This window comes from Demequina iriomotensis (genome assembly GCF_000971395.1).
In the GTDB taxonomy this organism is placed as follows: Bacteria; Actinomycetota; Actinomycetes; order Actinomycetales; family Demequinaceae; genus Demequina; species Demequina iriomotensis.
Genome location: NZ_BBME01000009.1, coordinates 56,366 through 83,212, shown reverse-complemented (window position 1 = coordinate 83,212; position 26,847 = coordinate 56,366). Strand labels below are relative to the sequence as shown.

Sequence of the window (26,847 nt, the reverse complement as noted above, 5' to 3'; positions counted from 1 at the left end):
TGAGCTGAGGGCGCGGCCGCTCCCCGGAACGGTTCCCGCGCATGTGCGCTTCATGGCGCCCGGCGGGCCTCCCACAGGGTGCGGGCTCGAGGAGCGCGTCGCCGGATACCGTCGACCCGCCCTGAACACCCTGTGAAACGCGCCGTATCGCCCCTCAGAGCCACTAGAATGGGTCGAGATACGACGGGACTGGTGCACAGTCCCGTCAGCGGCTTGAAAGGCGAATCTGTGGCGAATAGCGAGGAGCGGGCGAACGAGCCTGCCTACGGCGCCGAGAACATCACCGTCCTGGAGGGCCTCGAGGCCGTCCGCAAGCGTCCCGGCATGTACATCGGGTCCACGGGCGAGCGCGGTCTCCACCACCTGGTGTACGAGGTCGTCGACAACTCCGTCGACGAGGCGCTCGCCGGCTACTGCGACACCATCACGGTGACGCTGCAGGCCGACGGCGGCGTCAAGGTCCAGGACAACGGGCGCGGTATCCCGGTCGACATGCACCCGACCGAGGGCAAGCCGACCGTCGAGGTCGTCATGACCATCCTGCACGCGGGCGGAAAGTTCGGCGGCGGCGGCTACGCGGTGTCCGGAGGCCTCCACGGCGTCGGCATCTCCGTGGTGAACGCGCTGTCCTACAAGGTCGAGACCGAGGTCCGTCGCCAGGGGCACGTGTGGCGGCAGAGCTTCGCCGAGGGCGGCAAGCCGCAGGGCACGCTCATCCAGGGCGAGGCCACGGACGAGACCGGGACCCAGCAGACCTTCTGGGCCGACCCGCTGATCTTCGAGACCACCGAGTACGACTACGAGACGCTGCGTGCGCGCTTCCAGCAGATGGCCTTCCTCAACAAGGGCCTCAGCATCACGCTCATCGACGAGCGTCCCGAGCACATCGCGGTCGAGGACGATGCGGAGGCGGAGGAGCAGCCGACGTCCCGCACCGTGACGTACAAGTACGACGGCGGACTGGTCGACTACGTCGCCCACCTCAACGCCGCGAAGAAAGCCGAGCTGGTCCACCCCGAGGTCATCTCGCTCGAGTCCGAGGACACCGAGAAGAAGATCTCCCTCGAGATGGCCATGCAGTGGACCTCCGCGTACTCCGAGGCCGTCTACACGTACGCGAACACCATCTCCACCACGGAGGGCGGCACGCACGAGGAGGGCTTCCGGGCGGCGCTGACCACGCTCGTGAACAAGTACGCCCGCGAGAAGTCGATCCTCAAGGACAAGGACGACAACCTCACGGGCGACGACGTCCGCGAGGGCCTCACGGCGGTCATCTCGATCAAGCTCGGCGAGCCGCAGTTCGAGGGCCAGACCAAGACCAAGCTGGGCAACACCGAGGCCAAGACCTTCGTGCAGCGCGTGGTCAACGAGCTGCTCACGGACTGGTTCGACGCGCACCCGAACGAGGCCAAGGACGTCATCCGCAAGGCCATCCAGGCCTCGCAGGCCCGCATCGCCGCTCGCAAGGCGCGCGAGGCGACCCGGCGCAAGGGGCTCCTGGAGTCGGGCGGCATGCCCGGCAAGCTCTCGGACTGCCAGAGCCGCAAGCCCTCCGAGTGTGAGATCTTCATCGTCGAGGGCGACTCGGCCGGCGGCTCCGCCAAGGCCGGACGCGAGCCCTACAACCAGGCGATCATGCCCATCCGAGGCAAGATCCTCAACGTCGAGCGCGTGCGCCTCGACCGGGCCCTCTCCAACCAGGAGGTCCAGGGCCTCATCACCGCGTTCGGCGCGGGCATGGGCGAGGACTTCGACATCGACAAGGCGCGCTATCACAAGATCGTGCTCATGGCCGATGCCGACGTCGACGGCCAGCACATCCGCACGCTGCTGCTCACACTGCTGTTCCGCTACATGCGTCCGCTGATCGAGGCCGGCTACGTGTACCTCGCGCAGCCGCCGCTGTTCAAGATCAAGTGGACCAACGCGGACCACGAGTACGTGTACTCCGACCGGGAGCGCGACGCCGTGCTCAAGGACGGCCAGGCCAACGGCAAGCGTATCCCCAAGGACAACGGGGTGCAGCGCTACAAGGGTCTGGGAGAGATGAACCACGAGGAGCTGCGGGTCACCACCATGGACCCCGCGACCCGCACCCTGCTCCAGGTCACCATGGACGATGCCGCCGCGGCGGACGAGATCTTCTCCGTCCTCATGGGCGAGGACGTGGAGTCCCGCCGCAGCTTCATCCAGCGCAACGCGAAGGACGTGAGGTTCCTTGACATCTGAGACCCCCGAGATGGATCACGGTCGCATCGAGGCGGTCGACCTCAACACCGAGATGCAGCGGTCCTACCTGGACTACGCCATGTCGGTCATCGTCGGCCGCGCCCTGCCCGACGTGCGCGACGGCCTCAAGCCCGTGCATCGTCGCGTGCTCTACGCCATGTTCGACGGCGGCTACCGGCCCGACCGCGCGTTCTCCAAGTGCTCCCGCGTCGTCGGCGACGTCATGGGCAAGTACCACCCGCACGGTGACAGCGCGATCTACGACGCGATCGTCCGCATGGTGCAGCCGTGGTCGCTGCGCTACCCGCTCATCGCGGGCCAGGGAAACTTCGGCTCCGCCGGCAACGACGGCGCCGCGGCCTCGCGGTACACCGAGTGCAAGATGGCGCCGCTGGCCATGGAGATGGTCCGCGACATCGACAAGGACACCGTCGAGTTCGAGGACAACTACGACGGCCGCGAGCAGGAGCCCACCATCCTGCCCGCGCGCTTCCCCAACCTGCTCGCGAACGGCTCCGCCGGCATCGCGGTCGGCATGGCGACCAACATCCCGCCGCACAACCTGCGCGAGCTCGCGGACGGCGTGCAGTGGCACCTCGACCACCCCGACGCGTCGCGCGAGGAGCTGCTCGAGGCGCTCATCGCCCGGATCCCCGGTCCGGACTTCCCCACCGGCGCGACCATCCTGGGCCGCAAGGGCATCGAGGACGCGTACCGCACCGGCCGTGGCCTCATCACCATGCGCGCGGTGGTGAACATCGAGGAGATCCAGGGCCGCATGTGCCTGGTGATCACCGAGCTGCCGTACCAGGTCAACCCCGACAACCTCGCGATCAAGATCGCGGAGCTGGTCAAGGACGGCAAGGTCTCCGGCATCGCGGACATCCGCGACCAGACGTCGGGCCGCACCGGCCAGCGCCTCGAGATCGTGCTCAAGCGCGACGCCGTCGCCAAGGTGGTGCTCAACAACCTCTACAAGCACACGCAGCTCCAGGAGACGTTCGGCGCGAACATGCTCGCCATCGTCGACGGCGTGCCCCGCACCCTGTCGCTCGACGGCTTCATCCGCCACTGGACCACGCACCAGCTCGAGGTCATCCAGCGCCGCACCGCCTACCGCCTGCGCGAGGCCGAGCGCGAGGCCCACATCCTGCAGGGCTACCTCAAGGCGCTCGACGCGCTCGACGAGGTCATCGCCCTCATCCGCCGCTCGCCGTCCGCGGACGAGGCCCGCGGCGGCCTCATGGAGCTGCTCGACGTCGACGAGGTCCAGGCGACCGCGATCCTCAACCTCCAGCTGCGCCGGCTCGCGGCCCTGGAGCGCCAGAAGATCACGGACGACTACAACGCCCTCATGGTCGAGATCACCGACCTGCGCGACATCCTCGCCAACGAGCAGCGTCAGCGCACGATCATCTCGGAGGAGCTCGCCGAGGTCACCCGCAAGTACGGCGACGACCGCCGCACCGTGATCCACCCCTTCGAGGGCGACGTCTCGATCGAGGACCTCATCGCCGAGGAGGAGATGGTGGTCACCATCACCCGCGGCGGCTACGTCAAGCGCACGCGCTCGGACCAGTACCGGGCGCAGAAGCGCGGCGGCAAGGGCGTGCGCGGCGCGACGCTGCGCAACGACGACGTGGTCGAGCACTTCTTCGTCACCACCACGCACCACTGGCTGCTGTTCTTCACCAACCTGGGCCGCGTCTACCGCGCGAAGGCGTACGAGCTGCCCGAGGGCGGCCGCGACTCCAAGGGCCAGCACGTCGCGAACATGCTCGCGTTCCAGCCGGGCGAGGAGATCGCCCAGGTGCTGGACCTGCGCAGCTACGACGACGCGGACTACCTGGTCCTCGCGACCAAGCGCGGACTGGTGAAGAAGACCGAGCTCAAGGCCTACGACTCCAACCGCACGGGCGGCCTCATCGCGATCAACCTGCGCGAGGTCGAGTCCGAGGACGGCGAGCTCATCCCCGACGAGCTCGTCTCGGCGCGGCTGGTCTCCGCGGAGGACGACCTCATGCTGGTCTCGCGCCTCGGCCAGTCGCTCCGCTTCAACGCCAAGGACTCGGAGCTGCGCCCCATGGGCCGCGCGACCTCCGGCGTCAAGGGCATGAGCTTCCGCGGCGAGGACGAGCTGCTCGCGCTGGACGTCATCCTCGCCGGCACGGCGGTGGCGACGGACGATGCTGAGGTCGAGGACGCGGCCGTTGTCGAGGGCGGCGAGGACGAGGTCCCCGCAGGCGACGGCCCGTACTCGTTCGTGGTGACGCGTCACGGGTACGCGAAGCGCACGAGCGCTTCGGCGTGGAGCGCGAAGCATCGCGGCGGGCTCGGCGTGAAGGTCGCGACCCTCACGGAGGAGCGCGGCGACCTCGTGGGCGCTCTGCTGGTCGAGGACACCGACGAGGTGCTCGTCATCATGGAGTCCGGCAAGGTGGTCCGCTCCGCCGTGTCCGAGGTCCCGGTCAAGGGCAAGAACTCGATGGGCGTCATCTTCGCCAAGCCGGGCAAGGGCGACCGCATCATCGGCATCGCCCGCAACGTCGAGCGCAACCTCGACGGCGACGAGGCCGAGGAGGGCGCTGAGAGCGCCGCTCCCGAGACCCCCGTCGAGACCGTGGCGCCGGAGGCTCCGACCGCGGAGTGATCCCCAGCTGACAGGAAGGGCCGGCCGCCTCCGCGGCCGGCCCTTCCTGCTACATTCCCCTCACCGAGGACCGAGGGGGACCAGGTGGGATTCCATGAGACGCTCGCGACCGCCGCGCTGTGGGTGGCCGCCCTCGCCGCCGTCATCGCGCTCATCGGTGCGCTCGCGCGCCTGTGGCGCGTGACCGCCGCGTTCGGGATCCTCGCGGCGCTCGCCGTCGGTGCCTCGTTCGGGGTCCAGCGCCTCGAGCAGGTCGACCAGATCTGGGTGGTCGGCTTCCACGACCGCGACCCGCAGTTCTCCGCGGAGGTCCGCAACGTCCCGCTCGCGAAGGACGGGGCGACGTACGTGTTCGAGTACGGGCGCGGCTGGGACGCGCTCGTCGCCGACCTCGAGGCCTCGCATCCCGAGGGCGAGGTGGAGGCCGGGTCCTGGTCGGTGGTGCATGACGACGGGATCCGCTACCGCGTCACACCCAGCGACGACGGCGACGTGTTCGAGGGGGACGACGTCTACGTGCTCGCCACCGACGCGGTCGCCATCTGGCGGGACGCGAGCACCGTCGCCTTCCAGATCCCCTTCCCACCGGTCGGCGAGCCGATGTCGATGCTGCTGAGCACGGACGTCACGGACGCGCAGCAGTCGGTCGGGGGTGTCCTCACCGAGGAGGGGCTCGCGGACTACTACGACGCCCTCGGCGGGGTGACGCGCGACGGCGACGCCTTCATCGTCCCCACCTCCCGGGGCGGGCACGCCCGGGTGTGGTTCGTCGACCCCGGCTCGCTCAGCGTCGCCGAGCCGTAGGCCCCGCGCCCCTGCGCGCCGCGCCCGCTCTTGTTAGATTCCGAACAGGGCGTGGACGGAGGATCGCGTGACTGGTCGGGGCTTCTGGCTCGCTACGGGCGCGATCCTGTGCGCGATCATCGCGCTGCTGCTCTTCTGGGTCCCGCTCGCCGCGCTCGTGGTGGCGGTCATCGCCGTCGGCCTGGCCGTCGCCGCCCTCGCGATCGGTGCGACCTCGCGCGACCGCGGGATCACGGCGCTCGGGATCGTCGTCACCGGCGCCGCGGTCCTCTCGCTGGGGTGCGCGATCGGCTACGCAGGGATCTTCGGGATCGGCACGGCGCCCGCGCTCAACTCTCCCACCGCGCCCTCGGCCTCGGAGGCCTCCGCCGCGTGAGGTGACGGCGTCAGATGAACAGCGTGGTGCCGCTCTGGTCGGCCTCGCCCAGGAAGGTCGCGACGCCCGCGAGCTCGACGCCGTCGATGAGGTCGGACTGCGCCATGCCGAGCAGATCCATCGTCATGGTGCAGCCGAGCAGGCGCGCGCCGCCCTCCTGCGCCGACCGGATGAGCGCGGGCAGCGATGGGACGTCGTTCTGCTTCATGACGTTCTTGATCATCGCGGTGCCGGCGCCGGCCATGTGCATCTGCGACAGGGTCAGCTTCTCGGCGCCGCGCGGCATCATCGCGCCGAACATCCTGTCCATCATCGTCTTCTCGCGCTTGGGCGGGTCCGTCCTCCGCAGGGCGTTGAGGCCCCAGAAGGTGAAGAACATCGAGACCTCGTCGCCCATCGCGACCGCGCCGTTGGCGATGATGAACGCCGCGAGCACCTTGTCGAGGTCGCCGCTGAAGACCACCATCGAGGTCTTGCTCCTGCCCGACGACGATGCACCGGTCGCGACCGGCGCGACGCCGCCCTTGCGGAAGGTGCCCACGAAGCCGGGGCCCTGGGGGTCGAGGCTCACCAGGGTGTGCCCGTTCTTGGATGCCCACGCAGGGCCGTCGAGCGCGAAGCCCGGGTCGGAGACGATGATGCGGACCTCGTCGCCGGCGTTCGCCTTCGCCATGGCATCCGCGAGGCGCATGATCGGGCCCGGGCAGGCGAGACCGGTGCAGTCGAGCTCGGTGAGGGTGCCGGTCGCGGCGGCGACGGCCGAGGCGACCGAGACCTCCTCCGCGTAGCTCTCCATGGGCGGGCGCGCCGTGTACCGGTCGGCCGGGTCGTCGTGGACGTGGCCGAACGTGGTCGACCCGCCCGACAGGGTCGCGACGTCGGTGAAGCCGAGCTGCACCAGGATCCGGTGGGCGAGGTAGGAGCGGAAGCCGACGGCGCAGTAGAGGCGGATGGGCCGGTCCTTGTCCGTCCAGCCCGCGACCGCCTCGCGGAAGGTCGCGAGCGGCAGGTTCTCGGCTCCGGCGAGGTGGTGGATGCCGTACTCCTCGGGGGTGCGCACGTCGATGAGGCGCGCACCCGCCGCGAGCGGCCACTCCTGCGCGTACCAGAGCGTGAAGTCGCCGCGGAGGGTGTTCGCGGCGACGAAGCCGGCCATGTTGACGGGGTCCTTGGCGGAGCCGAACGGCGGCGCGTACGCCAGCTCCTGCTCCTCGAGGTCGAACACGGTGAGGCCCGACCGGACCGCCATCGCGAACAGGTCGAGGCGCTTGTCGACGCCGTCGAAGCCGCAGGCCTGGGCGCCGAGCACGCGGCCGTCCACGGGCGAGAACAGCAGCTTGATGTGCATCATCGCGGTGCCGGGGTAGTAGCCCGCGTGGCCCGACGGGTGGACGTGGGCGACCCGGTAGTCGATGCCGGCCGCGTCGAGCTGGCGCGAGGTGGCGCCGGTGCCGCCGGCCGTCATGTCGAAGACCTTGACGATGCTGGTGCCCTGGGTGCTCCGGTACTCGGTGTCGCGGCCGCAGATGTTCTCCGCGGCCACGCGCGCCTGGCGGTTGGCCGGGCCGGCGAGGGGCGAGAGGTACGAGCCCGGGAGCACCGGGTGCGGGGTCTCGACCGCGTCGCCCGCCGCGTAGATGTCGGGGTCGGACGTCCGCATGTGGGTGTCGACCTTGATGCCGCCCTTCGGGCCGAGCTCGATCCCGGCGTCCTTCACCAGCTGCACCGCCGGCCTCACCCCTGCGGCCAGGATCACCAGGTCGGCCGTGAGGACCTTCCCCGAGGTGAGCTCGACGTTCACGCGGCCCGCGCCGTCCGCATCGTCCGCCGGTTGGAAGGCCGCCGCCGCGGTCGACAGGTGCAGGCCGATGCCGCGCATGCGCAGGTGCTGCTCGACGGGGGTGGCGATCTCATTGTCGACGGGAGGCAGGATCTGGTCGGACAGCTCGACCACCTCGACGCGCACACCGCGGTGGTGGAGGTTCTCCGCCATCTCGAGGCCGATGTACCCGGCGCCGACCACGACGGCGGTGACGGTGCCGCGCCTGCCCGCCTTCTGGGCCGCGATCGCGGCGTCGAGCCGGGTCTTGATGCGGTCCATGTCGCCGATGCGGCGCAGGACCTCGACGGCGGGGTGGTCGATGCCCGGCAGGGGCGGCCGCACGGCCTCCGCACCCATGCACAGGGCGAGCGTGTCGTACGGCTCGGTGTACTCGCGGCCGCCGTCGACCTCGCGGGCCGTGACGGTCTTGGCCGTGCGGTCGATGGACACGATCTCGGTGGCGACGCGCACATCCAGGTCGAGCGACTCGCGCAGGCTCTCGGGCGTCTGGAGCAGCAGTCGCGAGCGATCGGTGATGACCTCGCCCACGTGATAGGGCAGGCCGCAGTTCGCGAACGAGACGTGGTGACCGCGTTCGAAGACCACGATCTCGGCGGACTCGTCGAGCCGACGGGCGCGTGCTGCGGTGGACGCTCCGGCGGCGACGCCACCGATGACGACGAGCTTCATGACATACCTCCCGAGGTATCTGCTTCTGCTGTCGAAGATATCCCCCGGGGTATCCACACCTGGGGGTATCAAGTCCCGGCTCGGCCCAGGGAGCGTGCGCCGCGCGCCGTCCGTTGACCACCCGAGAGCGTGGCGTGAGGACTTTCATTTGAATCATTCAAAAAAAGGCCGTACGCTGTCCCCCATGACCCTCACCGACGCCACCGACCTGCTCCGTGGAGCGGGTCTGCGCGTCACCGAGCCGCGACGCGCGGTGATCGAGGCCCTCGGGGGTCTTCCGCACGCCTCGGCCGACGCGATCCACGCCAAGGTCGCGCAGGCGCTGCCGGACGTGTCCCTCCAGACCGTCTACAACGTGTTGCGGGACCTCACCGGCAGCGGTCTCACCCGAGCGATCGAACCGGGCGATCACCCGGTCCGGTACGAGCTTCGGGTAGGCGACAACCACCACCACCTCGTCTGCACGCGCTGCGGCGCGATCGTGGACGTCGACTGCGTGGTCGGTCATGCGCCGTGCCTGACCCCCAGCGAGTCCCACGGCTTCGTCCTCGATGAGGCCGAGGTCACGTTCTGGGGCCTGTGCCTCGAATGCCAGGCCGCCGTCACCACCGCGTCGGACCCCGTCCCCGCCCACCCTTGAACGTCATCACTTCCTAGGAGGATCTCCATGTCGGAGAAGTTCACGACCACCAACGCCGGCGCCCCGGTCGCCTCGGACCAGCACTCGCTGACCGTCGGCAACAGCGGCGTCACCGCGCTGACCGACCACTACCTGGTCGAGAAGCTCGCCCAGTTCAACCGTGAGCGGGTGCCGGAGCGCGTGGTGCATGCCAAGGGCGGCGGCGCGTTCGGCACGTTCACCACCACCAACCCCGAGATCGCGAAGTACACCCGCGCGGCGCTCTTCCAGGACGGCGTCCAGACGGAGATGCTCGCGCGCTTCTCGTCCGTCGCGGGCGAGGCGGGCTCGCCCGACACGTGGCGCGACCCCCGCGGCTTCGCGCTGAAGTTCTACACGACCGAGGGCAACTACGACCTCGTGGGCAACAACACGCCCGTGTTCTTCATCCGCGACGGCATCAAGTTCCCCGACTTCATCCGGTCGCAGAAGCGTCTGCCGGGCTCGCACCTGCGCGACAACGACATGCAGTGGGACTTCTGGACCCTGCAGCCGGAGTCGGCCCACCAGGTCACGTGGCTCATGGGCGAGCGCGGCCTCCCCCGCTCGTGGCGCGAGATGCAGGGCTACGGCTCGCACACGTACCAGTGGATCAACGCCGAGGGCGAGCGCTTCTGGGTGAAGTACCACTTCAAGAGCCAGCAGGGCGTGCACGGCCTCACTATCGATGAGGCGGGCCAGCTCGCGGGCTCGGACGGCGACCACCACATCCGCGACCTCTACGAGCACATCGAGGCCGGCGACTTCCCGCGCTGGGACCTGTTCGTCCAGGTCATGCCGTACGAGGACGCGAAGACCTACCGCTTCAACCCGTTCGACCTCACCAAGGTGTGGCCGCACGGCGACTACCCGCTGATCCCGGTGGGCGTCATGGAGCTCAACAAGAACCCCGAGAACTACTTCGCGCAGATCGAGCAAGCGACCTTCGCCCCCTCGAACTTCGTCCCCGGCATCGGCGCCTCGCCGGACAAGATGCTGATGGCGCGCATCTTCTCGTACGCGGACGCGCACCGCTACCGCGTGGGCACCAACCACGCCGACCTGCCGGTCAACGCCCCGCACGCGGCCGACGCGAACGGCCACTCGTACGCGAAGGACGGCGCGATGCGTTACTCGTTCGCCTCGGCGTCGACGCCGGTCTACGCGCCCAACTCGCACGGCGGCGCTCACGCCGACGCCGAGCGCGCGGGCGACGCGGGCAACTGGGAGTCGGACGGCGCCATGGTCCGCGCGGCGGCGACGCTGCACGCCGAGGACGACGACTTCGGTCAGGCGGGCACGCTGTACCGCGAGGTCTTCGACGACCAGCAGAAGGCGCACATCCTCGACCAGATCACCGGCCACGTCGGCGCGGTGAAGTCGGACGAGATCCGCGAGCGTGCGATCCAGTACTGGACCAACGTCGACGCCGGTCTGGGCGCGAAGCTTCGCGCCAACCTCTCCGGCGAGGCCCCCGTCGAGGCGGGCGAGCCCGGCACCGGCGTGGAGCCCGTGACGGTCTAAGCAGTCCCCTCCGCAGGCCCGGACCCCCGCACGGGGGTCCGGGCCTGCGCCGTGCCGCCCGCGCGACTCCCGATGACACATGTGGCGCGAGCGGACGATGTCATGGCCGGTGCGACCACATCCGGCACGGGCGGCAATTCAGTACACATTCGTCATCGGGAGTCCACCGGCTACCCTGGTGCGCGGCCGATGCCGGCCTCCCCCACCTGCCCGGACGGAGTCCCCATGCCCACCGCCGCCCGCACCGCCACCGGCGTGCCCGAGGCCGCCGCCGCATCGTCCTGGCGTGCCGCCCTCGAGCCGCGCGTCATGCGCGTCGAGCTCGTCTCGGGCCTCATGGTCGCCCTCGCGCTCATCCCCGAGGCGATCTCCTTCTCGGTCATCGCCGGAGTCGACCCGCGCGTGGGTCTGTTCGCCTCGTTCACGATGGCGGTGTCGATCGCGATCCTGGGCGGGCGCCCCGCGATGATCTCCGCCGCGACGGCCGCGGTGGCGCTCGTGGTCGCCCCGCTCGCGAAGGAGCACGGGCTCGACTACCTGGTGCTCGCGGTGATCCTCGGCGGGATGATCCAGGTGGCGCTGGGGCTGCTGGGCGTCGCGAAGCTCATGCGGTTCATCCCGCGCTCGGTCATGGTGGGCTTCGTGAACTCGCTCGCGATCCTCATCGCGATGGCGCAGCTGCCGCACCTCACCGGCAAGACGTGGCCGGTGTACGCACTGGTCGCGGCGGGACTGGTCGTCATCTTCCTGTGGCCGCGGCTGACCAAGGCCGTGCCGGCGCCTCTGGTGGCGATCGTGGTGCTCACCATCGTGACCGTGTGGGCGGGCATCGCCGTGCCGACCGTGGGCGACGAGGGTGCGCTGCCCGAGGGCCTGCCCGGGCTGTTCGTCCCCGACGTGCCGTGGACGCTCGACACGCTGCGCATCGTGCTGCCGTACGCGCTGGGCCTCGCGCTCGTGGGCCTGCTGGAGTCGCTCATGACCGCGAAGCTCGTGGATGACGTCACCGATACCCACTCCGACAAGACCCGCGAGGCGTGGGGTCAGGGCGCGGCTAACATCGTCACGGGCCTGTTCGGGGGCATGGGCGGCTGCGCGATGATCGGCCAGACCATGATCAACGTCAAGGCCGGCGGCGCGCGCACCCGCCTGTCGACGCTGTCCGCGGGCGTGTTCCTGCTCGTCCTCATCCTGCTGCTCGGCGACGTGGTCGCGGTCATCCCGATGGCCGCGCTCGTCGCGGTGATGCTGTTCGTGTCGTGGGCGACCTTCGACTGGCACTCGATCCGGCCGTCGACGTTGAAGCGTCTGCCGCGCTCGGAGAACGCGGTGATGCTGGTCACCGTCGTGGTGGTGGTCGTGACGCACAACCTCGCATTCGGCGTGGTCGCGGGCGTGCTGCTCGCGTCCGTGCTCTTCGCGCGGCGCGTCGCGCACCTCGCGGAGGTCACCGGCGGCCCGATCGAGGACGGCGAGCGGCGCTACACCGTCACGGGCGAGCTGTTCTTCGCCAGCTCCAACGATCTCTACAGCCAGTTCGACTACGCGGGCGACCCGTCGCGCGTGGTCATCGACATGTCGGACTCGCACGTGTGGGACGCCTCGACGGTCGCGGCGCTCGACGCGGTCGAGCACAAGTACGCCGCGCACGGCATCGAGGTCGAGATCGTGGGGCTCAACGAGGCCTCGCGCGAGTTCCACGGGCGCATGACCGGGCAGCTGGGCACGGGGCACTAGCCAGCGGGAGGACGCGGCGTCCCGAGCCGCGCGAGGGGGGCTAATCGGGGCGGCTCACCGCGGCCTTGACCAGGTCCGCCGCCGTCGCGTCGGGCAGGTACGCGCGGAGGATCGCCAGTGCGATCGCGGGGAGCTGGGCCTCGTCGGCGTACATGAGCGACAGCGGCCGGTGCTCGGGCTTGAACTTCGCCTTGAACCGCTCGAGGCTGGTGAACCCGTAGTACGGCTCCATCTTGTCGGCGAGGACGTCGAGCAGCCGTTCCACGCTGCCCTCGATCTCGCCCGAGTAGCTCAGCGGCGCGGCCGACAGCGAGATGAACTCGTAGCCGGCCTCCTTGAACTCCACGGCCGATTGCGCGATGAGGAACTCCATCACGCCGCTCATCACGCCGTCGTCGAGCCGCCGCTTCATGATGTCTATGGTCCAGCCGACCACGTCGCCGTCGCGGTACACCGGGAGCCAGCTGGTCATCCCGTGGACCGTGCCGTCCGCGTCGACGGCGAGGTGCATCTCGACGTTGGGATCGTCCGCCTCGCGCAGGTCGCCCAGCGTGAACCCCATCTCGGGCAGCGACTTGTCGCCCGCCCACTGCGCCGAGATCGCCTCCATCTGGTCCTTGAGGCCGCGTGGGGCGTCCGCGAACCTCACCGTCCGCATGGTGATGCCCTCGCGCTTCGCGCGGTTGATGGCGGAGCGCACGTCCTGCCATGCCTTGCCCGTGAACGCGAGCTCCGGCAGGCGGATCACCGTGTCCTCCGCGACCTGGATCGCCCGCCAGCCCTCGCGCTCGAGGACCGCGCGCTGGGCCTCGCTCACGGCGAAGTACGCGAGGCGCCAGCCCCGCGAGCGGCAGAAGTCGGCGAACTCGGCGTGCGCGGCCGGGACGCCCTCCGCCGTCCCGACCGGATCGGAGAGCACGATCACCGTGCTGCCCACCTGACGGAAGCCCACGCCGGCCTCGCCGTCGTCGGAGATCCAGTGGTCGATCCCCTCCCAGCGGGTCATGTAGCCGATGCTCGTCATCGAGGCCGTGCCGCGCTGGAGGGCGATGTAGCGGTCCCTCACCGCCTCGTCGGTGCTGTGCTGACGCGAGGCGAGCAGCAGGCTCGCGAGGAAGATCGCGAACGCGACGAACCAGACGATGCCGATGCCGCTCAGCAGGGTCCGCGCCAGGGTGGTGGTGCCCTCGAGTCCGCTCGACAGCCCGAACACCCGGAGCAGCGCCTCGCCGATCGCGTAGCCGAGCGTCGGCTCCGGGTCGATCTGGTCGCCGAGCGCCATGATCGCCACCACGGTGAACGTCACCAGACCGGCGACCGTGAGAAGGCCCCGTCGCCACACCCGGCGCCGGTTGGCCTTCGACGCCTTCACCGCGAAGCACCGCCGCCAGCCGATCAGGAGCGCCAGCAGGGCCGCGTCGAGGATCACGTCGAGCACCACGGACGGCGTGAGATCGACCAGCAGCGACGCGAGCACCGTGAGCGCCGACAGGACGGTCACCACCCACCACGCGCCGCGGCGCCCCTTGTGCAGGGCGTACGCGAACGCGAGGGAGACCACCGCGCCGCCGACCAGGCCGAGCGTGGTGACCCCCGCATCGTCCGCCGCGCCGCCGAACTCGAGGATGCCGCCCTGACCGGGCCAGATGCGCGTGAGCAGCTGGTGCAGGCCGCCGAACGCGAGCAGGATCGCGGCGGTGTCGCGCACCTCCTGCGTGCCGAAGCGCCAGTCGAGGCGCTCGCGCTCGCGGCCGACGATCCAGGGCCCGATGAGGATGCCGACGGCGAAGGCCATGCCGTGGGTGAAGTCCCAGATCTCCGCGGCGTAGAGGATCATCGCGACGCAGTAGAGCAGCCCGACCAGGCGCACGCGACGGCGCCACAGCAGGGGCATGCCCGCGGTGGCGGCGCCCAGCGCGCCGAAGCCGCCGTTGCTCAGCCCGACGTCGGGCACATGCGCGAGCGTCTCCGCCCAGCCCACGCCGAGCGCGCCGAGCCCGAGCAGCAGCGCCGCGGTCCCCAGCACCGCCGCGACATGCGTGCCGATCACCGCGATGAGCATGCGAACCGTGCCGTAGCGCAGCTCGAGGAAACCGCCGCCGATGCAGAAGGTGCCCAGGATGAGCACGTACATCCACGGTGCCGGTGCGATCGCGGCGCCGGCGAGGAGGTTGAGCCAGCGGCCATCGGCGAACTCGTCGACGCCCCATCCCCAGCGATCCACCAGGCCGGAGCTCTCCGCGGAGGTCCACAGCGCGCCGGTGAGCGCACCCACCGCGAGCACCAGGACGGTGACGGTGATGGTGCCGGGCACCCGCCTCACGAGCTCCCAGGCGGAGGCGAGGGGCGACGGCTCGGACCGGGGCGTCTCGGTGTCCATGGGGCCACGCTAGACCGCATCGCATGGCCGCGGGAGGGTCCGGCGCGCCGCGCCCACCAGGGGGAATGACCAGCGCGAGCCGCTCGGTTACCCTTGACGATGATGCCCGCACGCGCGAGCGAGCGGATGCGACCGCTGAGAAGCGTGTCAGAGAACAGGGAGCCTTATGAACGCGGACGACCGCACCACCTCGACGGCCCGCGGCCTGTACACGCCGCGCCCGACGGAGCCGACCACCGGTCAGGTCCCGTCGCGTCGAGCATTCATGCCCGTCGGCGCAGAGGCCCCGGCGGCCCCCGCCCCGACCGCGCCCGCGGCCCCCACCGCCTCCGCAGCACCCGCCGCCGCGGCATCGTCCCCCGCCCAGGCGGCACCCACGTCGACCGGCTCGATCCCGACGCGCACCGCGCTGCGGCCGCAGTCCGCGCCCGAGGGCATCCCGACGCGGACCGCGCAGCGTCCCCAGGCCTTCGCCCCGACCGGCGCGCCCGCAGCGCCTGCGGCGCCCGCCGCCCCGGCCGAGTCCCCGTCCAAGCGCGAGGGCGCGATCGGTGCCGGAGGCGCCGTGCTGGGTGCGGGCGCCGCGAAGGTCAAGGGCCTCGCGGGTCGCGCGGCCGAGAGCTTCAAGGCGGGCGACGACATGGCCGTGCCCGCGTCGAAGGGCGGCCCGCGCAAGGCGCGCGTCCTGCTGTCGCGCATCGACCCGTGGTCGGCGCTCAAGCTCGGCTTCCTGCTGTCGATCGCGGCGGGGATCATGTTCGTGGTCGCCGTCTTCGTCATGTGGACCGTGCTCAACCAGATGGGCGTGTTCACGCTCGTCAACGAGTGGGTCGTGCAGCTCTTCTCGACGGACTCCGAGATCGACATCATGCAGTTCGTCGACCCCAACAAGGTCATGGGCGCGGCGACGCTCGTCGCGGTCATCAACGTGGTGCTGCTCACCGCGCTGTCGACCATCGGCGCGTTCCTGTACAACGTGGTCGCCTCCGTGGTCGGCGGCGTCTACGTGACCCTCACGGACGACTGATCGTCCGGTGAACGAGGCCGCGCCGGCCGCGATTTTGTTTCGCGGCTGGCGTCCGGTATCGTTTATCGCCGCGGCAGGGATGCCGCGAAGGGCCCATAGCTCAGGCGGTTAGAGCGCTTCGCTGATAACGAAGAGGTCGGAGGTTCAAGTCCTCCTGGGCCCACCGAGGTGATTCGATGAGGAACACGCTGATCCTGGCAGCCGCCTTCGTGGCAGGCGCGATCGCGTACGTGCTCATCACCGAGAACTCCGATCGAGACGTGTGGGACGATGTCCACCACCCGGTCCGCTGATCACCCGGTGGACCACGAGGGGCCTTGGCGCAATTGGTAGCGCACCTGCTTTGCAAGCAGGGGGTTAGGGGTTCGAGTCCCCTAGGCTCCACCAGACATGGAAGGCCCCGCCGGCGGCGGGGCCTTCGTGGTGTCCGGGTGCGGGTGGACGATGCGCGGCGCGGCTCAGCAGCAGCCGCCGGCTCCCCCGCCGCAGCCGCCGGACTCGTCCTTGGCCTTGGCCTTGTCCGACGCCTCGGCCGCCCCGCCGCAGCCGCAGCCCCCGTCGCCTCCGCACGAGGTCACGCCCTCGTCGTCGCCCACGGTCGCGAGCTCGAGCACGCGCGCGGACTCGAGGGTGTAGCCCGCATCGTGCACCGCGGCGTCGGCCTCGAAGGCGAAGTCCTCCGCCGACGCCTCGGGCGCGAGGAGGACGACGGCGCGGCCCGTCGCGTGGTCGACGGAGGCCGAGCGGACGCCGGGGAGGGCGACGAGCGCATCGTGCACGGTCGAGGAGCAGCCGTCGCAGGTCATGCCCGAGACGGCGAGGTCGAGGACGGTGCCGGTCGCGCCGGCGAGGGTGGTGTCGTTCATGCCTCGACGGTAAGCCTTCCCCTCGGGTGGAAGGTCAACCCTTGGTCCCGGTGTCGCGCCGCGCCGCGCCCCGGCGCCCCGGCGCCCCGGCGCACAAGTCACGAATCCCGGGCCTGCCGATCGCGCATTCACGCACGCGCCGGGCATCGACCATCACCAGATCCGTGACTTGTGGTGGACCACCGCATGGCGATGGGCACCGCGCCTCAGCGCGACACGGCCTCCGCGTCCTTCGCGGTGAGCCGCTGCGCGATGGCGAGCGGTACCACCGACACGACCGCGAGGATCACGGCGATCACCGCGACCACGGGCGCCTGGTTGGGCCGGAACATGTTCTGCAGGATCCACAGCGGCAGCGTCGTGACGCCGGTGCCCGCGGTGAAGGTGGTGACGATGATCTCGTCGAAGCTCAGCGCGAAGGCCAGCAGCCCGCCCGCCATGAGCGCGGACTTGAGGTGCGGGAAGGTCACCAGGCGGAACGTGGTGAAGAGTCCCGCGCCCAGATCCATCGACGCCTCTTCGAGGCGCGTGCCGGACGCGTTGAGCCGCGCGAAGGCGTTGTTGTAGACGGTGACGATGCAGAACGTCGCGTGCGCGATGATGAGCGTCCACACCGCGAGCTGCACGCCCATGAGGGTGCGGAAGGCGTTGTTGAGCGCGATGCCGGTGACGATGCCGGGCAGCGCGATCGGCAGCACGATGAGCAGGTTGACGCTCTCCTTGCCGAAGAACCGGTGCCGCGACAGCGCCATCGCCGCCAGGGTGCCGAGCACCAGCGCGATCGCCGAGGCGGCGAGCGCCACCATGACGGACATGCCGAGTGCCTCGAACGCGCCCTCCGAGTGCATCGCGCGCCGCCACCACTCGAGCGTGAAGCCGGGCGGGGGCCACGTGAGGCTCTCGGAGGTGCTGATCGAGTTGAGGAACACCACGCCGAGCGGCAGGTAGATCAGGGCGAGCACCACGGTGGTGATCCCGCCGAGCACCCAGCGGGCGACGCGTCCGAGCTGCATCAGAGGCTCCTGAGCGCCCCGGTCCGGCGGACCGCGGCGAGGTAGACGAGGATGATCCCGATCGGGATGAGCGAGATCGCCGCGGCGAGCGGCAGGTTGTTGGCGGAGCCGACGTTGTCGTACACGAGCGTGCCGAGCATCTGCGTCGAGCCGCCGACGATCGTGGTGGTGATGTAGTCGCCCAGGCTCAGCGAGAACGCGAAGATCGAGCCGGCGATGATCGCGGGGCGGATCATCGGCAGGACCACGGCGGTGAGGGTGCGCCAGCCGCGGCCGCCCAGGTCGGCCGAGGCCTCCAGGAGGCGGTCGGGGACACGGTCGAAGCCCGCGTAGATCGGCATGACCACGTACGGCAGCCACAGGTACGACAACGTGAGCACCACGCCGACGATCCCGTAGCCCGGGGTCTCGCCGCCGAACGGCGCCACCGCCCACTCGATGAGGCCGTTGCCGGACAGCAGCGCGCGCCACGCGTAGACCTTGACCAGGTACGACGCCCACAGCGGGGCGAGCATCGCGATGACGAGCAGGTGGCGCATGCGCGGTCGGGCGATCTTCGCCATGAAGAACGCCACGGGAACGGCGACGATGATGTCGAGCACCGTGACGAGCGCCGCGATCCCGAGCGTGCGCAGCGTGACGGTGCGGTAGAGCGCCTCGGTGAGGACCTCGACGATGTTCTCGGTGGTCCACTCGACCCGCACCTGGCCCGTGAAGGCGTCGACGGTCCAGAAGGCCGTGATGAGCAGGGCGGCGAGCGCGACCACGTAGACGAGGCCCAGCCACAGCACGGGTGCCGTGAGCAGGCCCGCGAGCCGCAGGCGGCGGCGCGGGGCCAGGTAGGTGGAGACGCGGGTGGCGGTCATGGTTCCTTCCGGGGGAGGTGAGGGGTGCGCGGGGGGACGATGCGCATCGTCCCCCCGCGCGGGGCGTCAGCCCTTGATCTCCTGCCAGGCCTTGGTCCACTCGGAGTAGTCGACGCACTCGACGTCCTCACGCCCGTCGACGCACTCGGCGATCGGGGTGGTCCAGTACCAGATCTGCTTCGCGTACTCCTCGTCGCCCGCGTGGTACGCCTCGCAGTCGTCGCGGAAGTCGCATGCCGCCTCGGACGAGGGCGCCTCGCCGAAGTAGGCGGTGGCGGTCGCGTTGACCTCGGGGCTCGCGATGTAGTCGAGCCACTTGTACGCGCAGTTGGGGGCCTCGGCGTCCGAGGCGATCATCCACGTGTCGGACCAGCCGGTCGCGCCCTCCTCGGGGAGCACCACGTCGGTGTTGCCCGTGCTGATCGAGTTCTGGATGACCTGCCACGTGGTGCCCACCACGGAGTCCCCGGTCTCGAAGGCCTGGATCTCGAGCAGGTAGTCCGACCAGTACTCGCCGACAGACGCGTTCTGCTCCTTGAGCAGCTCGACGGCGGCGGCGAACTGGTCCTCGTCGAGCGCGTACGGGTTCTCGATGCCCAGCTCGGGGTTGTGCGTCATGAGGTAGACGGCGGCGTCCGCGATGTAGATCGGGGAGTCGTAGGCCGTGACCTTGCCCGAGTAGTCGGAGGCCTTGTCGAACACGACGTCCCAGCTGGTGGGCGCGGGGGTGACCTCGTCCGTGTTGAACATGAGCAGGTTGGCGCCGTAGCCGTGGGGCACGCCGTACGAGACGCCGTCGACGGAGTTCCACTCCTTGTTCTTGAGGAAGTCGAAGATGCCCTCGTAGTTCTCGAGCAGGTCCGTGTTGACCGGCGCGACCAGCTCGGAGGCCACCAGGCGCAGGGTCAGGTCGCCCGAGGCGGCGACCACGTCGTAGCCGCCGCTCTGCATGAGCTGGTACGCCTCGTCGGACGTGCCGTAGGTCTTGGCGTCGACCATGCAGCCGGTCGCCTCCTCGAAGCCGGACACCCAGTCGACGGTCGGGTCGTTGGAGCCGTCCTCGACGTAGCCGGGCCAGGCGAGGATCGACACCGAGCCCTCGGTGTCGCCGATGGACGAGGCGGCCTCGGAGCCGCCATCGGAGCCGGAGGTGCCGCATGCGGCGAGGGAGACGGCCGCGGTGGCGGCGATGCCTGCCCGGAGGGCCAGGCGGGACGGGGACTTCGACACGGGACTTCACTTCCTTTCGATGGGAACTGCGGGTGGTGCTGGCTTGGGTGGGACGGTCAGGCCGCGGGCGCCTCGGACTCGAGGGCGGCCGCGCCTGCGGGGTCGATCGCGACGGTGACGGCGTCGCCGCGGCGACGCTCGTGCGCGGCGCCCATGTTCGGCTCGAGCGCGGTAATGCGCGTGCCGAGCCCCTCGAGGTCGACCACGATGCGGTGCTCCGGGCCCGTGTAGATGACCTCGGCGATGGTGCCGCGCACGCCGCCCGCCGGGGCGTCGAGAGTGACCCGCTCGGGGCGCACCGCCGTGGCGACGGCGGGGAGGCCGAACGCCTCCGCGATCGCGGGCTCGAGGAGCGTCGAGGATCCGACGAAGGACGCGATGAACGGGTTGCGCGGGTGGTCGTAGACCTCGCGCGGCGTGCCGAGCTGCACCACGCGCCCGGCGTCGAAGACCGCGACCCGGTCGCTCAGGGTGAGCGCCTCGTCCTGATCGTGCGTCACGAAGATGAAGGTGATGCCGAGCGAGCGCTGGAGCTCCTTGAGCTCGACCTGCATCTGCTCGCGGAGCTTGAGGTCGAGCGCGCCCAGCGGCTCGTCGAGCAGGAGCGCCTGGGGCCGGAGCACGACGGCGCGGGCCAGGGCGACGCGCTGGCGCTGGCCGCCCGAGAGCTCGTGGGGGCGGCGGTCCTCGAGGCCGGCCAGGCGCACCGAGGCGAGCGCCTCCTCGGCCTGCGCGCGGCGCTCGCGGCGGCCGACGCCGGCGACCCGCAGCCCGTACTCGACGTTGGCGATGACGCTGAGGTGCGGGAAGAGCGCGTAGTCCTGGAAGACGGTGTTGACGGGCCGGGCGAAGGGCGCGAGCGCGGTGACGTCCTTGCCGAAGAGCTCGACGGTGCCGGCGGTGGGCTGCTCGAACCCCGCGATGACGCGCAGCACGGTGGTCTTGCCCGAGCCGGACGGGCCGAGCATCGAGAAGAACTCCCCCGCGGCGATGTCGAGGTCGAGGTCGGCGACCGCGACCGTGTCGCCGAATCGCTTGTGCAGGCCGCGGAGACGGATGGCTGGTTCCATGACCCACTATTCATCTGGTTCCAGATGTCATTGGCAAGACCTGGCGTGTAACGACTTGATTAAATCTCTGGATCCAGACCTTTCCGGGGCGCATGCGCACCCGTCACAATGGCGCGATGGGACTCACCTGGGGCACCGGCGCGTACGCCGCGCGGTCCGCGACGCACGCGGCGATCTTCGCGCCGCTCGCGCCGGTCGGCCGCGCCGAGGCCGTCGCGCAGCGCCTCGCCGACGCGATCCAGCTCGGGCTCCTCGAGCAGGGCGAGCGCCTGCCGACCGAGCAGGACCTCGGCCGTCAGTTCGGGGTCGCGACCGTCACCGCGCGCGAGGCGCTCGAGTCGCTGCGCTCGGCGGGGCTGATCGAGACGCGCCGGGGGCGTGCCGGCGGCAGCTTCGTGTGCGGCAGCGGGGACGATGCGCGCGCGGCGCTCACCACGCGTCTCGCGGCGCTCTCGCGCGTCGAGCTGCGCGACATGGGGCTGCACTACGGGCTCATCGCGGGAGCCGCGGCGGAGCGTGCGGCGCTGTTCGCCACGCCGGACGAGGTCGCGATGCTCGGCACGCTGGTCGAGGACGGCGCGGTGGCCAACGGGGTCGCCGCGCGGCGCGCCGAGAACGGCATCCGGCTCGAGGTGGCGGCGCTGTCCCGCTCCGCGCGCCTGGTGTCCGAGCAGGTACGGCTCCAGGCGGAATTCGGCCCGCTGCTGTGGATCGCGCTGCAGGAGCATGGGGTGGTGACCGGCAACGCCGCGCGCCACCGCCGGCTGCTGGCGGCCATCGGCGACGAGAGCCCGGAGCAGGCGCGCGCCGTCGTGGCCGAACAGGTCGGGTGGCTGGTCGACCGCCTGCTGGCGATCCGAGAGGTCGCGGAACGGTGATCACGGAGGCGATCCTCGAGATCGCGGATGTGCTCGGCACGGCGCTGGGGCCGGTGTTCGCCGAGGTCGCGGACTGGCGCACGCGCCTCGAGCAGGCGCTCGCCGCCGGGTCCTCGACCGGCCCGGTCGTCGACGATGCGGTCGAGTGGCTCGTGGCGCCGTCGCTCGACGACGCCCGGCCGATGATCGGCGCCGGCTTCGTCGCCGCACCGGGGTTCCTCGAGGACGCGCCGTGGCATCTCGCGTGGTGGGTGAGCGCGGCGAACGGCGTGGGTCTGGGCGCGCGTCCGGGGACGCTCCGGCGCCTCGCCTCGGTCGAGAACCCGCTCGACGAGTCCTTCCACGACTACACGCGCCTCGAGTGGTGGCGCGGCGCGGTCGAGTCCGGCGGCGCCTATCTCACGGGTCCCTACATCGACTACCTGTGCACCGACGAGCTCACGCTCACCCTCACCTCGCCGGTCACGGTCGACGGCGCGGTCGCGGGCGTCGTGGGCGCGGACCTGTCGGTCGCGCGCCTCGAACGCCTCACCGACGGCGTGCTGCATGCGGCTGCGGTCCCGGCCATCGTCGGCACCGCGGCGGGCCGCATCATCGCGGCGACCGATGCGGCGGTCGAGCCGGGCACGCCGGCGCGGCGGCTGGGCCTGTCGGGCGACTGGCACCCGGTTCCCGGCTGCGGCGGCACGCTCGCCGTCGCCGGCACCGCCTGAGGCCGTCGCCCGCGCGGTCCGTCGCTGCCGTCCTGCCGCTGAGCCGTCCTGCCGCTGAGCCGCACCCCCCGCCACAAGTCACGGATCCTGTGACCGTCGACCTCGGGTCCACGCACGAAGAGCGGAGCGGCGGTCTCCAGAGCCGTGACTTGTGTCGGAGGGGGGGGGTGACGTGGGGGCGGGGCCGCGTGGCCGCCGCGTCAGCGCCCGAGCGTCCTCACCAGGAGGCGCAGGGCCTCCGCGCGCTCCCACGCGGCCGTCGCATCGGCCTCGAGGCCGCGCTCGAGGCGCCATTGGCGCACGCCCTCGTAGGAGCGGATGTGGGACATGATCGTCGCGATCGTCTGACCGAGCGGCGTGACCGGGATGGGGGAGGTCAGCAGCTCCGCGCCGCCCGTCTCGGCCCAGTCGGTGAGCACCTGCGCGCCGAGGTTGTCGTGATCCGTGCCGCCGTGGCCGGTGTCGCGCGTGCAGCGCAGCACGCGCCCGCTCAGCTCGTCGACATGCACCACGGCGCCGCACAGCACGCGCCGGCGGCGCGGCCGCGCGTCGAGGAGCGGCGGCGAGAGGAGCCGGTCCAGGCGGGCACGATGCGTGGTCGGGTCGTCGTCCGGGGAGCCGGGCGGGGCGGGCGGCGCGTAGCCGCGCGCGGCGGTGGGCCATGCCCTCACGATCGCGCCTCGACGGGCTCTCGCATGCACACCTCCGTGTCCTGTGATCGTCCTATCGGCCCGTTTCGCGGCGACTTCAGGGGAATCGAGCGGCCCGGGATGTGCAGTTCGCCACAGTTCCCGCACGCGGTGCCCGACGCGGTCGCGGCCGCCCGCGGCTACCATCGATCCATGGGTGATTTCCAACGTTGTAACGAACCCGCCGCGCGCTCCTTCCCGCCGGGCTCGATCACGCTCACGGGCGGGCCCCTGCTCGCGGCGCTCGAGCGCTCGGTCGCGACGGCGCTCGCCCACGACCCGCATCGTCTGCTCGCGCCCTACCGTCGCGAGGCCGGTCTGGCCCCGCTCGCCGAGCCCTACGGCGACTGGGAGTCGCGCGGCCTCGACGGGCACATCGGCGGTCACTACGTGTCCGCGCTGTCGCACCTCTACGCCGCGACCGGGCGCGACGACGTCTTCGCGCGGCTGCGGACCATGCTCGACGGGCTGCGCGCATGCCAGGACGCCGTCGGCACCGGCTATCTGGGCGGCACGCCGCGCGGCGTGGCGCTGGGCGAGGAGCTGCGCGCCGGTCGCATCGAGGCCGAGCCCTTCGCGCTCAACGGCCGCTGGGTCCCGATGTACAACCTCCACAAGGTGCTCAACGGGCTGCTCGACGCCTTCGAGGTCGCCGGCCAGGACGATGCGCTCGCGATGGCGGGCGCGTGGGCCGACTGGTGGATGGGCATCTCTGCGGAGCTCGACGATGCGCAGATCGAGGAGATCCTCACGGCCGAGTTCGGCGGGATGAACGACGCCTTCTTCCGCCTCGCCGCGCTCGCGGACCGCGAGGACCTGGCCGCCGAGGGACGCCGGTGGTCGCACCGTCTGCTGCTGGACCCGCTCGTCGCGGGCGAGGACCGGCTCGACGGCCTCCACGCCAACACCCAGGTGCCCAAGGTGGTCGGCTACGCGCGCTCGGGCGAGGCGGACCTGGTGGACGCCGCCCGCGTGTTCTGGGACCAGGTGGTCCACCACCGCACCGTCGCGATCGGCGGCCACGGCGTGCGCGAGCATTTCCACCCCCGGGGCGACTTCCGCGCGATGATCCTCGAGGCGCTCGGCCCCGAGTCCTGCAACACGTTCGGGATGCTCCAGCTCACGGATCTGCTCCGCCAGGGCACCGACAGCCTCGAGCTGGTCGAGTTCGCCGAGCGCGCCATCTACAACCACGCGCTCACCGTGCAGCACCCCGGTCACGGCGGCTTCGTCTACTTCTCCCCGCTCCGTCCCGCGCACTACCGCGTCTACTCGGCGCACGGCGAGTCGATGTGGTGCTGCGTCGGGAGCGGGCTCGAGGGGCACTCGCGCTACGACCGCTTCCTGTTCTCGCGCGACGGCGACAGCCCGCGCGTCGAGATCTACGAGCCCGCCGTCCTCGACTGGGACGGCGTCCGCATCGAGGTACGCGCCGACCTCGAGGCCTCGTGGCGCGTCGAGGTCGACGTGACGGCGGCGCGGCCCCACGAGCGCATCGTGCGCCTGCGCATCCCGGACTGGTCCGACGGCGCGACCGTGACCGTCGACGGCGCGACCGTGACCGTCGACGGCGCGCCCGTCGCCGTCGAGCCCGGCGCCGGCGAGATCGCGCTGAGCCGGCGCTGGGACGGGACCACGCGCATCGTCCTCGACCTCGCGCCGCGTCTCGCGCTGGGGGGCCTGCCGGATGGGTCGCCCTGGGCGTCGTTCCGCTACGGGCCGTTCGTGCTCGCGCATCGCGACGGCGCCGAGGCGCTCGAGGGCCTGGTGGCGACGGGCGAGGGCGCGCCGCACATCGCGCTCGGGCCGCGCCGCCGGATGATCGAGACGCCCGTGGTCGTGGGCGACGAGGTCGACGTCGCGGCCTGGGGATCGCGGGCGACGCTGACCGCGTGGCGGCTCGACGGCGACGAGCCGCGGCGCATCGAGCTCGCGCTCGAGCCGTACCTGGGCATCCACGACGAGCGCGCCACCGTCTACCTCCCGGTGGGCGAGTCCGCGGAGGCGCTTCGCGCGATGCTCCTCGAGCTCGACGCCGATGAGCTCGAGGACGCCGACGTGGTCGACATCGTCGCGCCCGGCGAGCAGCAGTCCGAGATGGACCACGGCTACCTCTCGCACGCCTCGCGCATCGAGTGGGTCAACGCGCGTAGCTGGCGCATGGCGGAGGACTGGTTCTCCTACGTGCTCACCCCGCGGGAGGCCGGACCTCACCTGGTGAGGATCCGGTCGCTCGTGGGCGCGCCGGCGGGCGGGGACGATGCCGTGGTGCGCCTGGGTGGCGCGGTCGCCTCCCCCGTGTCGTCGGCCGTGCGCGACGTGCCGCTGTACGGGGACGTCGTCGAGGCCGTCTACGAGGTCGAGGCGCCCGCCTCGGGGATCGAGGTCCGCTTCGAGGCGGGTGCCGGCGGCGCCACCGCGGGGATCGTCGCGGTCGCGCTCATGACGCCCGCGCGCTGACCCGGCGCCCGGCGCGGCGCGGCCGCAGGACCGCGGCCACCGCGAGGCCTCCGACCAGCGCCCAGAAGGCGGAGCCGATCCCGACGAGCGTGGTGCCGCTCGCCGCGAGCACGAACGCGGCGGCGGCCGGGAGGCGGTCGCGCGGCTCGGAGAACGCTCCCCCGAGCGAGGAGGCGAGGGTGGGAAGCAGGGCGAGCCCGGCCACCACCGCGAGGACCTCGGCCGCGCCGACGTCGGCCAGGGCCACCAGCGTGGCACCCGCCCCCGCAAGCACCACGTACGAGCAGCCGGCCGCGAACGCCGCGATCCACCGCCGCTCGGGTGCGGGGTCCGCGTCCGGGGACGCGGGCAGCGCGGCGGTGATGGCCGCGAGATTGATCGCGTGTCCGCCCGCGGCGGCCCCCGCGAGGGTGCCGGCCCCCGTGACGAGCATCGTCTCCCGCCAGGGGACGCGGAAGCCTGCCGTCGCGAGCACGGCCACGCCCGGCACGTTCTGGGACGCCATGGTCACCACCGTGAGCGGCACGGCGATGCCGATGACGGCCGCCCAGGAGAAGGTGGGCCGCGTCAGCTCGATCGCCGGTGCGGTGACGGCGGCCGTGACGGCGGGTCCGGCCTGGACGGTGATCGCCACGAGGGCGGCGCCGAACGCGGCCGGCGTCGCCCACCGCGGGGCGAGGCGCTGGAGCGCCAGCCAGATCGCGACCACCGGGGCGACGTGCCACGGATGCGCCGCGAGCTCGGTCACGGGCCGCAGGCACAGCGGCACCAGCACGCCGGCCAGCATGGCCTGCGCGAGCGGCGCGGGGATCGCGGCGATCAGGCGGCCGAGCCGGGGCCACAGCCCCACCGCCGCGATGAGCGCGCCCGTGACCGCGAACGCGCCGACCGCGGCCTCCCACCCCAGCGATGCCTGGGTCGCCAGCAGCGCGGCGCCGGGGGTGGACCACGCGAGCGTGAGGGGTGTGCGGAAGCGCCACGCGAGGACCATGGTGCCGACGCCGACCGTGAGACACAGCGCCGTCAGGCCCGAGGAGGCCTGGGCGCCGCTTGCGCCGGCCGCGGTGAGGCCGGCGATGAGCACCGCGACGGAGCTGGTGAACCCCACGAGCGCGGTGGTGACGCCGACCGTCGCGGGGCGCAGCCACGTGTGTTCCATGAA

The 26,847-nt window shown here is 71.4% G+C and carries 20 protein-coding genes and 2 tRNA genes; 13 read left to right on the top strand and 9 right to left on the bottom strand.

Annotation, left to right across the window (positions count from 1 at the left end):
- Positions 1-168 precede the first annotated feature (168 nt).
- From gyrB to AOM09_RS00460, 4 genes are all read left to right on the top strand, one after another.
- Entirely contained in the window at positions 169-2,232 is a 2,064-nt protein-coding gene (gene gyrB, locus AOM09_RS00475; RefSeq protein ID WP_082098690.1) for a DNA topoisomerase (ATP-hydrolyzing) subunit B, read from the top strand.
- A 10-nt stretch (positions 2,233-2,242) separates the two neighbouring features.
- Entirely contained in the window at positions 2,243-4,882 is a 2,640-nt protein-coding gene (gyrA, locus tag AOM09_RS00470; RefSeq protein WP_082098689.1) for a DNA gyrase subunit A, read from the top strand.
- An 84-nt stretch (positions 4,883-4,966) separates the two neighbouring features.
- Positions 4,967-5,686 carry a hypothetical protein gene (locus AOM09_RS00465; protein ID WP_062382695.1) on the top strand — a complete coding sequence of 240 codons (720 nt, stop codon included), beginning with the start codon at positions 4,967-4,969 and terminating at the stop codon, positions 5,684-5,686.
- 67 nt (positions 5,687-5,753) lie between these two features.
- Complete coding sequence (locus AOM09_RS00460; RefSeq protein ID WP_062382692.1) at positions 5,754-6,062, top strand: hypothetical protein; 309 nt, start codon at positions 5,754-5,756, stop codon at positions 6,060-6,062.
- A 10-nt stretch (positions 6,063-6,072) separates the two neighbouring features.
- Here AOM09_RS00460 and AOM09_RS00455 read toward each other — a convergent pair whose 3' ends face one another.
- Positions 6,073-8,574 (bottom strand): FAD-dependent oxidoreductase, encoded by a 2,502-nt coding sequence (locus AOM09_RS00455; protein WP_062382689.1) that lies wholly within the window; start codon positions 8,572-8,574, stop codon positions 6,073-6,075.
- A 184-nt stretch (positions 8,575-8,758) separates the two neighbouring features.
- Between AOM09_RS00455 and AOM09_RS00450 the strand changes: the two genes are divergently transcribed.
- The 3 genes from AOM09_RS00450 to AOM09_RS00440 all read left to right on the top strand — a co-directional run bounded on the left by AOM09_RS00450 (position 8,759) and on the right by AOM09_RS00440 (position 12,493).
- Positions 8,759-9,214, top strand: coding sequence for a Fur family transcriptional regulator (locus AOM09_RS00450; RefSeq protein WP_062382685.1), 456 nt, complete (start codon positions 8,759-8,761; stop codon positions 9,212-9,214).
- Positions 9,215-9,241: 27 nt separating this feature from the next.
- Positions 9,242-10,756 (top strand): catalase, encoded by a 1,515-nt coding sequence (locus AOM09_RS00445; protein WP_062382681.1) that lies wholly within the window; start codon positions 9,242-9,244, stop codon positions 10,754-10,756.
- A gap of 225 nt (positions 10,757-10,981) precedes the next feature.
- Positions 10,982-12,493: a SulP family inorganic anion transporter gene (locus AOM09_RS00440; protein WP_062382678.1), complete on the top strand. Its 1,512-nt coding sequence runs from the start codon at positions 10,982-10,984 to the stop codon at positions 12,491-12,493.
- Between the two features lie 40 nt (positions 12,494-12,533).
- On the opposite strand, the gene AOM09_RS00435 is transcribed toward AOM09_RS00440, so the two are convergent.
- Complete coding sequence (locus AOM09_RS00435; protein WP_062382675.1) at positions 12,534-14,873, bottom strand: bifunctional lysylphosphatidylglycerol flippase/synthetase MprF; 2,340 nt, start codon at positions 14,871-14,873, stop codon at positions 12,534-12,536.
- A gap of 166 nt (positions 14,874-15,039) precedes the next feature.
- Here AOM09_RS00435 and AOM09_RS15445 point away from each other — a divergent pair, with 166 nt between their 5' ends.
- The 3 genes from AOM09_RS15445 to AOM09_RS00420 all read left to right on the top strand — a co-directional run bounded on the left by AOM09_RS15445 (position 15,040) and on the right by AOM09_RS00420 (position 16,287).
- Entirely contained in the window at positions 15,040-15,900 is an 861-nt protein-coding gene (locus tag AOM09_RS15445) for a DUF3566 domain-containing protein (protein ID WP_228375014.1), read from the top strand.
- Between the two features lie 89 nt (positions 15,901-15,989).
- Positions 15,990-16,063: transfer RNA gene (locus tag AOM09_RS00425), tRNA-Ile, on the top strand.
- Positions 16,064-16,211: 148 nt separating this feature from the next.
- Positions 16,212-16,287 (top strand) — tRNA-Ala (locus AOM09_RS00420).
- 71 nt (positions 16,288-16,358) lie between these two features.
- On the opposite strand, the gene AOM09_RS00415 is transcribed toward AOM09_RS00420, so the two are convergent.
- The 5 genes from AOM09_RS00415 to AOM09_RS00395 all read right to left on the bottom strand — a co-directional run bounded on the left by AOM09_RS00415 (position 16,359) and on the right by AOM09_RS00395 (position 20,945).
- On the bottom strand, positions 16,359-16,766 hold the full coding sequence (locus tag AOM09_RS00415; RefSeq protein WP_062382671.1) for a heavy-metal-associated domain-containing protein: 408 nt from the start codon (positions 16,764-16,766) through the stop codon (positions 16,359-16,361).
- 206 nt (positions 16,767-16,972) lie between these two features.
- Complete coding sequence (locus tag AOM09_RS00410; RefSeq protein WP_062382667.1) at positions 16,973-17,779, bottom strand: ABC transporter permease; 807 nt, start codon at positions 17,777-17,779, stop codon at positions 16,973-16,975.
- Complete coding sequence (locus AOM09_RS00405) at positions 17,779-18,645, bottom strand: ABC transporter permease (RefSeq protein ID WP_062382664.1); 867 nt, start codon at positions 18,643-18,645, stop codon at positions 17,779-17,781. Before AOM09_RS00405 ends, AOM09_RS00410 begins: the two co-directional genes overlap by 1 nt.
- 66 nt (positions 18,646-18,711) lie before the next feature.
- Positions 18,712-19,875 (bottom strand): extracellular solute-binding protein, encoded by a 1,164-nt coding sequence (locus AOM09_RS00400; RefSeq protein WP_062382661.1) that lies wholly within the window; start codon positions 19,873-19,875, stop codon positions 18,712-18,714.
- A 56-nt stretch (positions 19,876-19,931) separates the two neighbouring features.
- Positions 19,932-20,945: an ABC transporter ATP-binding protein gene (locus AOM09_RS00395; protein ID WP_062382658.1), complete on the bottom strand. Its 1,014-nt coding sequence runs from the start codon at positions 20,943-20,945 to the stop codon at positions 19,932-19,934.
- A 116-nt stretch (positions 20,946-21,061) separates the two neighbouring features.
- On the opposite strand from AOM09_RS00395, the gene AOM09_RS00390 reads away from it, so the two are divergent.
- Together AOM09_RS00390 and AOM09_RS00385 are read left to right on the top strand one after the other, a co-directional pair.
- Positions 21,062-21,823 carry a FadR/GntR family transcriptional regulator gene (locus tag AOM09_RS00390; RefSeq protein WP_062382654.1) on the top strand — a complete coding sequence of 254 codons (762 nt, stop codon included), beginning with the start codon at positions 21,062-21,064 and terminating at the stop codon, positions 21,821-21,823.
- Positions 21,820-22,536, top strand: coding sequence for a cache domain-containing protein (locus tag AOM09_RS00385; protein WP_062382649.1), 717 nt, complete (start codon positions 21,820-21,822; stop codon positions 22,534-22,536). Before AOM09_RS00390 ends, AOM09_RS00385 begins: the two co-directional genes overlap by 4 nt.
- A 200-nt stretch (positions 22,537-22,736) precedes the next feature.
- Here the strand turns inward: AOM09_RS00385 and AOM09_RS00380 are convergent, their stop codons facing one another.
- The gene (locus tag AOM09_RS00380; protein ID WP_062382645.1) at positions 22,737-23,207 is read right to left on the bottom strand and encodes a hypothetical protein; all 471 of its coding nucleotides are present in this window, start codon (positions 23,205-23,207) and stop codon (positions 22,737-22,739) included.
- A gap of 171 nt (positions 23,208-23,378) precedes the next feature.
- Between AOM09_RS00380 and AOM09_RS00375 the strand changes: the two genes are divergently transcribed.
- Positions 23,379-25,685, top strand: coding sequence for a beta-L-arabinofuranosidase domain-containing protein (locus AOM09_RS00375; RefSeq protein WP_169747586.1), 2,307 nt, complete (start codon positions 23,379-23,381; stop codon positions 25,683-25,685).
- Here AOM09_RS00375 and AOM09_RS00370 read toward each other — a convergent pair.
- Positions 25,666-26,844 (bottom strand): benzoate/H(+) symporter BenE family transporter, encoded by a 1,179-nt coding sequence (locus AOM09_RS00370; RefSeq protein ID WP_062382639.1) that lies wholly within the window; start codon positions 26,842-26,844, stop codon positions 25,666-25,668. The genes AOM09_RS00375 and AOM09_RS00370 overlap by 20 nt on opposite strands.
- Positions 26,845-26,847: the final 3 nt, after the last annotated feature.

Bases quoted from the DNA above. Each gene is read 5' to 3' on its own strand.
- AOM09_RS00445 (WP_062382681.1), top strand. From the start codon at position 9,242: ATGTCGGAGAAGTTCACGACCACCAACGCCGGCGCCCCGGTCGCCTCG.
- gyrB (WP_082098690.1), top strand. From the start codon at position 169: ATGGGTCGAGATACGACGGGACTGGTGCACAGTCCCGTCAGCGGCTTG.
- AOM09_RS00435 (WP_062382675.1), bottom strand. From the start codon at position 14,873: ATGGACACCGAGACGCCCCGGTCCGAGCCGTCGCCCCTCGCCTCCGCC.
- AOM09_RS00410 (WP_062382667.1), bottom strand. From the start codon at position 17,779: ATGCAGCTCGGACGCGTCGCCCGCTGGGTGCTCGGCGGGATCACCACC.
- AOM09_RS00370 (WP_062382639.1), bottom strand. From the start codon at position 26,844: ATGGAACACACGTGGCTGCGCCCCGCGACGGTCGGCGTCACCACCGCG.
- AOM09_RS00375 (WP_169747586.1), top strand. From the start codon at position 23,379: ATGGGTGATTTCCAACGTTGTAACGAACCCGCCGCGCGCTCCTTCCCG.
- AOM09_RS00405 (WP_062382664.1), bottom strand. From the start codon at position 18,645: ATGACCGCCACCCGCGTCTCCACCTACCTGGCCCCGCGCCGCCGCCTG.
- AOM09_RS00390 (WP_062382654.1), top strand. From the start codon at position 21,062: ATGGGACTCACCTGGGGCACCGGCGCGTACGCCGCGCGGTCCGCGACG.
- AOM09_RS00450 (WP_062382685.1), top strand. From the start codon at position 8,759: ATGACCCTCACCGACGCCACCGACCTGCTCCGTGGAGCGGGTCTGCGC.
- gyrA (WP_082098689.1), top strand. From the start codon at position 2,243: ATGGATCACGGTCGCATCGAGGCGGTCGACCTCAACACCGAGATGCAG.
- AOM09_RS00455 (WP_062382689.1), bottom strand. From the start codon at position 8,574: ATGAAGCTCGTCGTCATCGGTGGCGTCGCCGCCGGAGCGTCCACCGCA.
- AOM09_RS15445 (WP_228375014.1), top strand. From the start codon at position 15,040: ATGAACGCGGACGACCGCACCACCTCGACGGCCCGCGGCCTGTACACG.
- AOM09_RS00440 (WP_062382678.1), top strand. From the start codon at position 10,982: ATGCCCACCGCCGCCCGCACCGCCACCGGCGTGCCCGAGGCCGCCGCC.
- AOM09_RS00395 (WP_062382658.1), bottom strand. From the start codon at position 20,945: ATGGAACCAGCCATCCGTCTCCGCGGCCTGCACAAGCGATTCGGCGAC.
- AOM09_RS00415 (WP_062382671.1), bottom strand. From the start codon at position 16,766: ATGAACGACACCACCCTCGCCGGCGCGACCGGCACCGTCCTCGACCTC.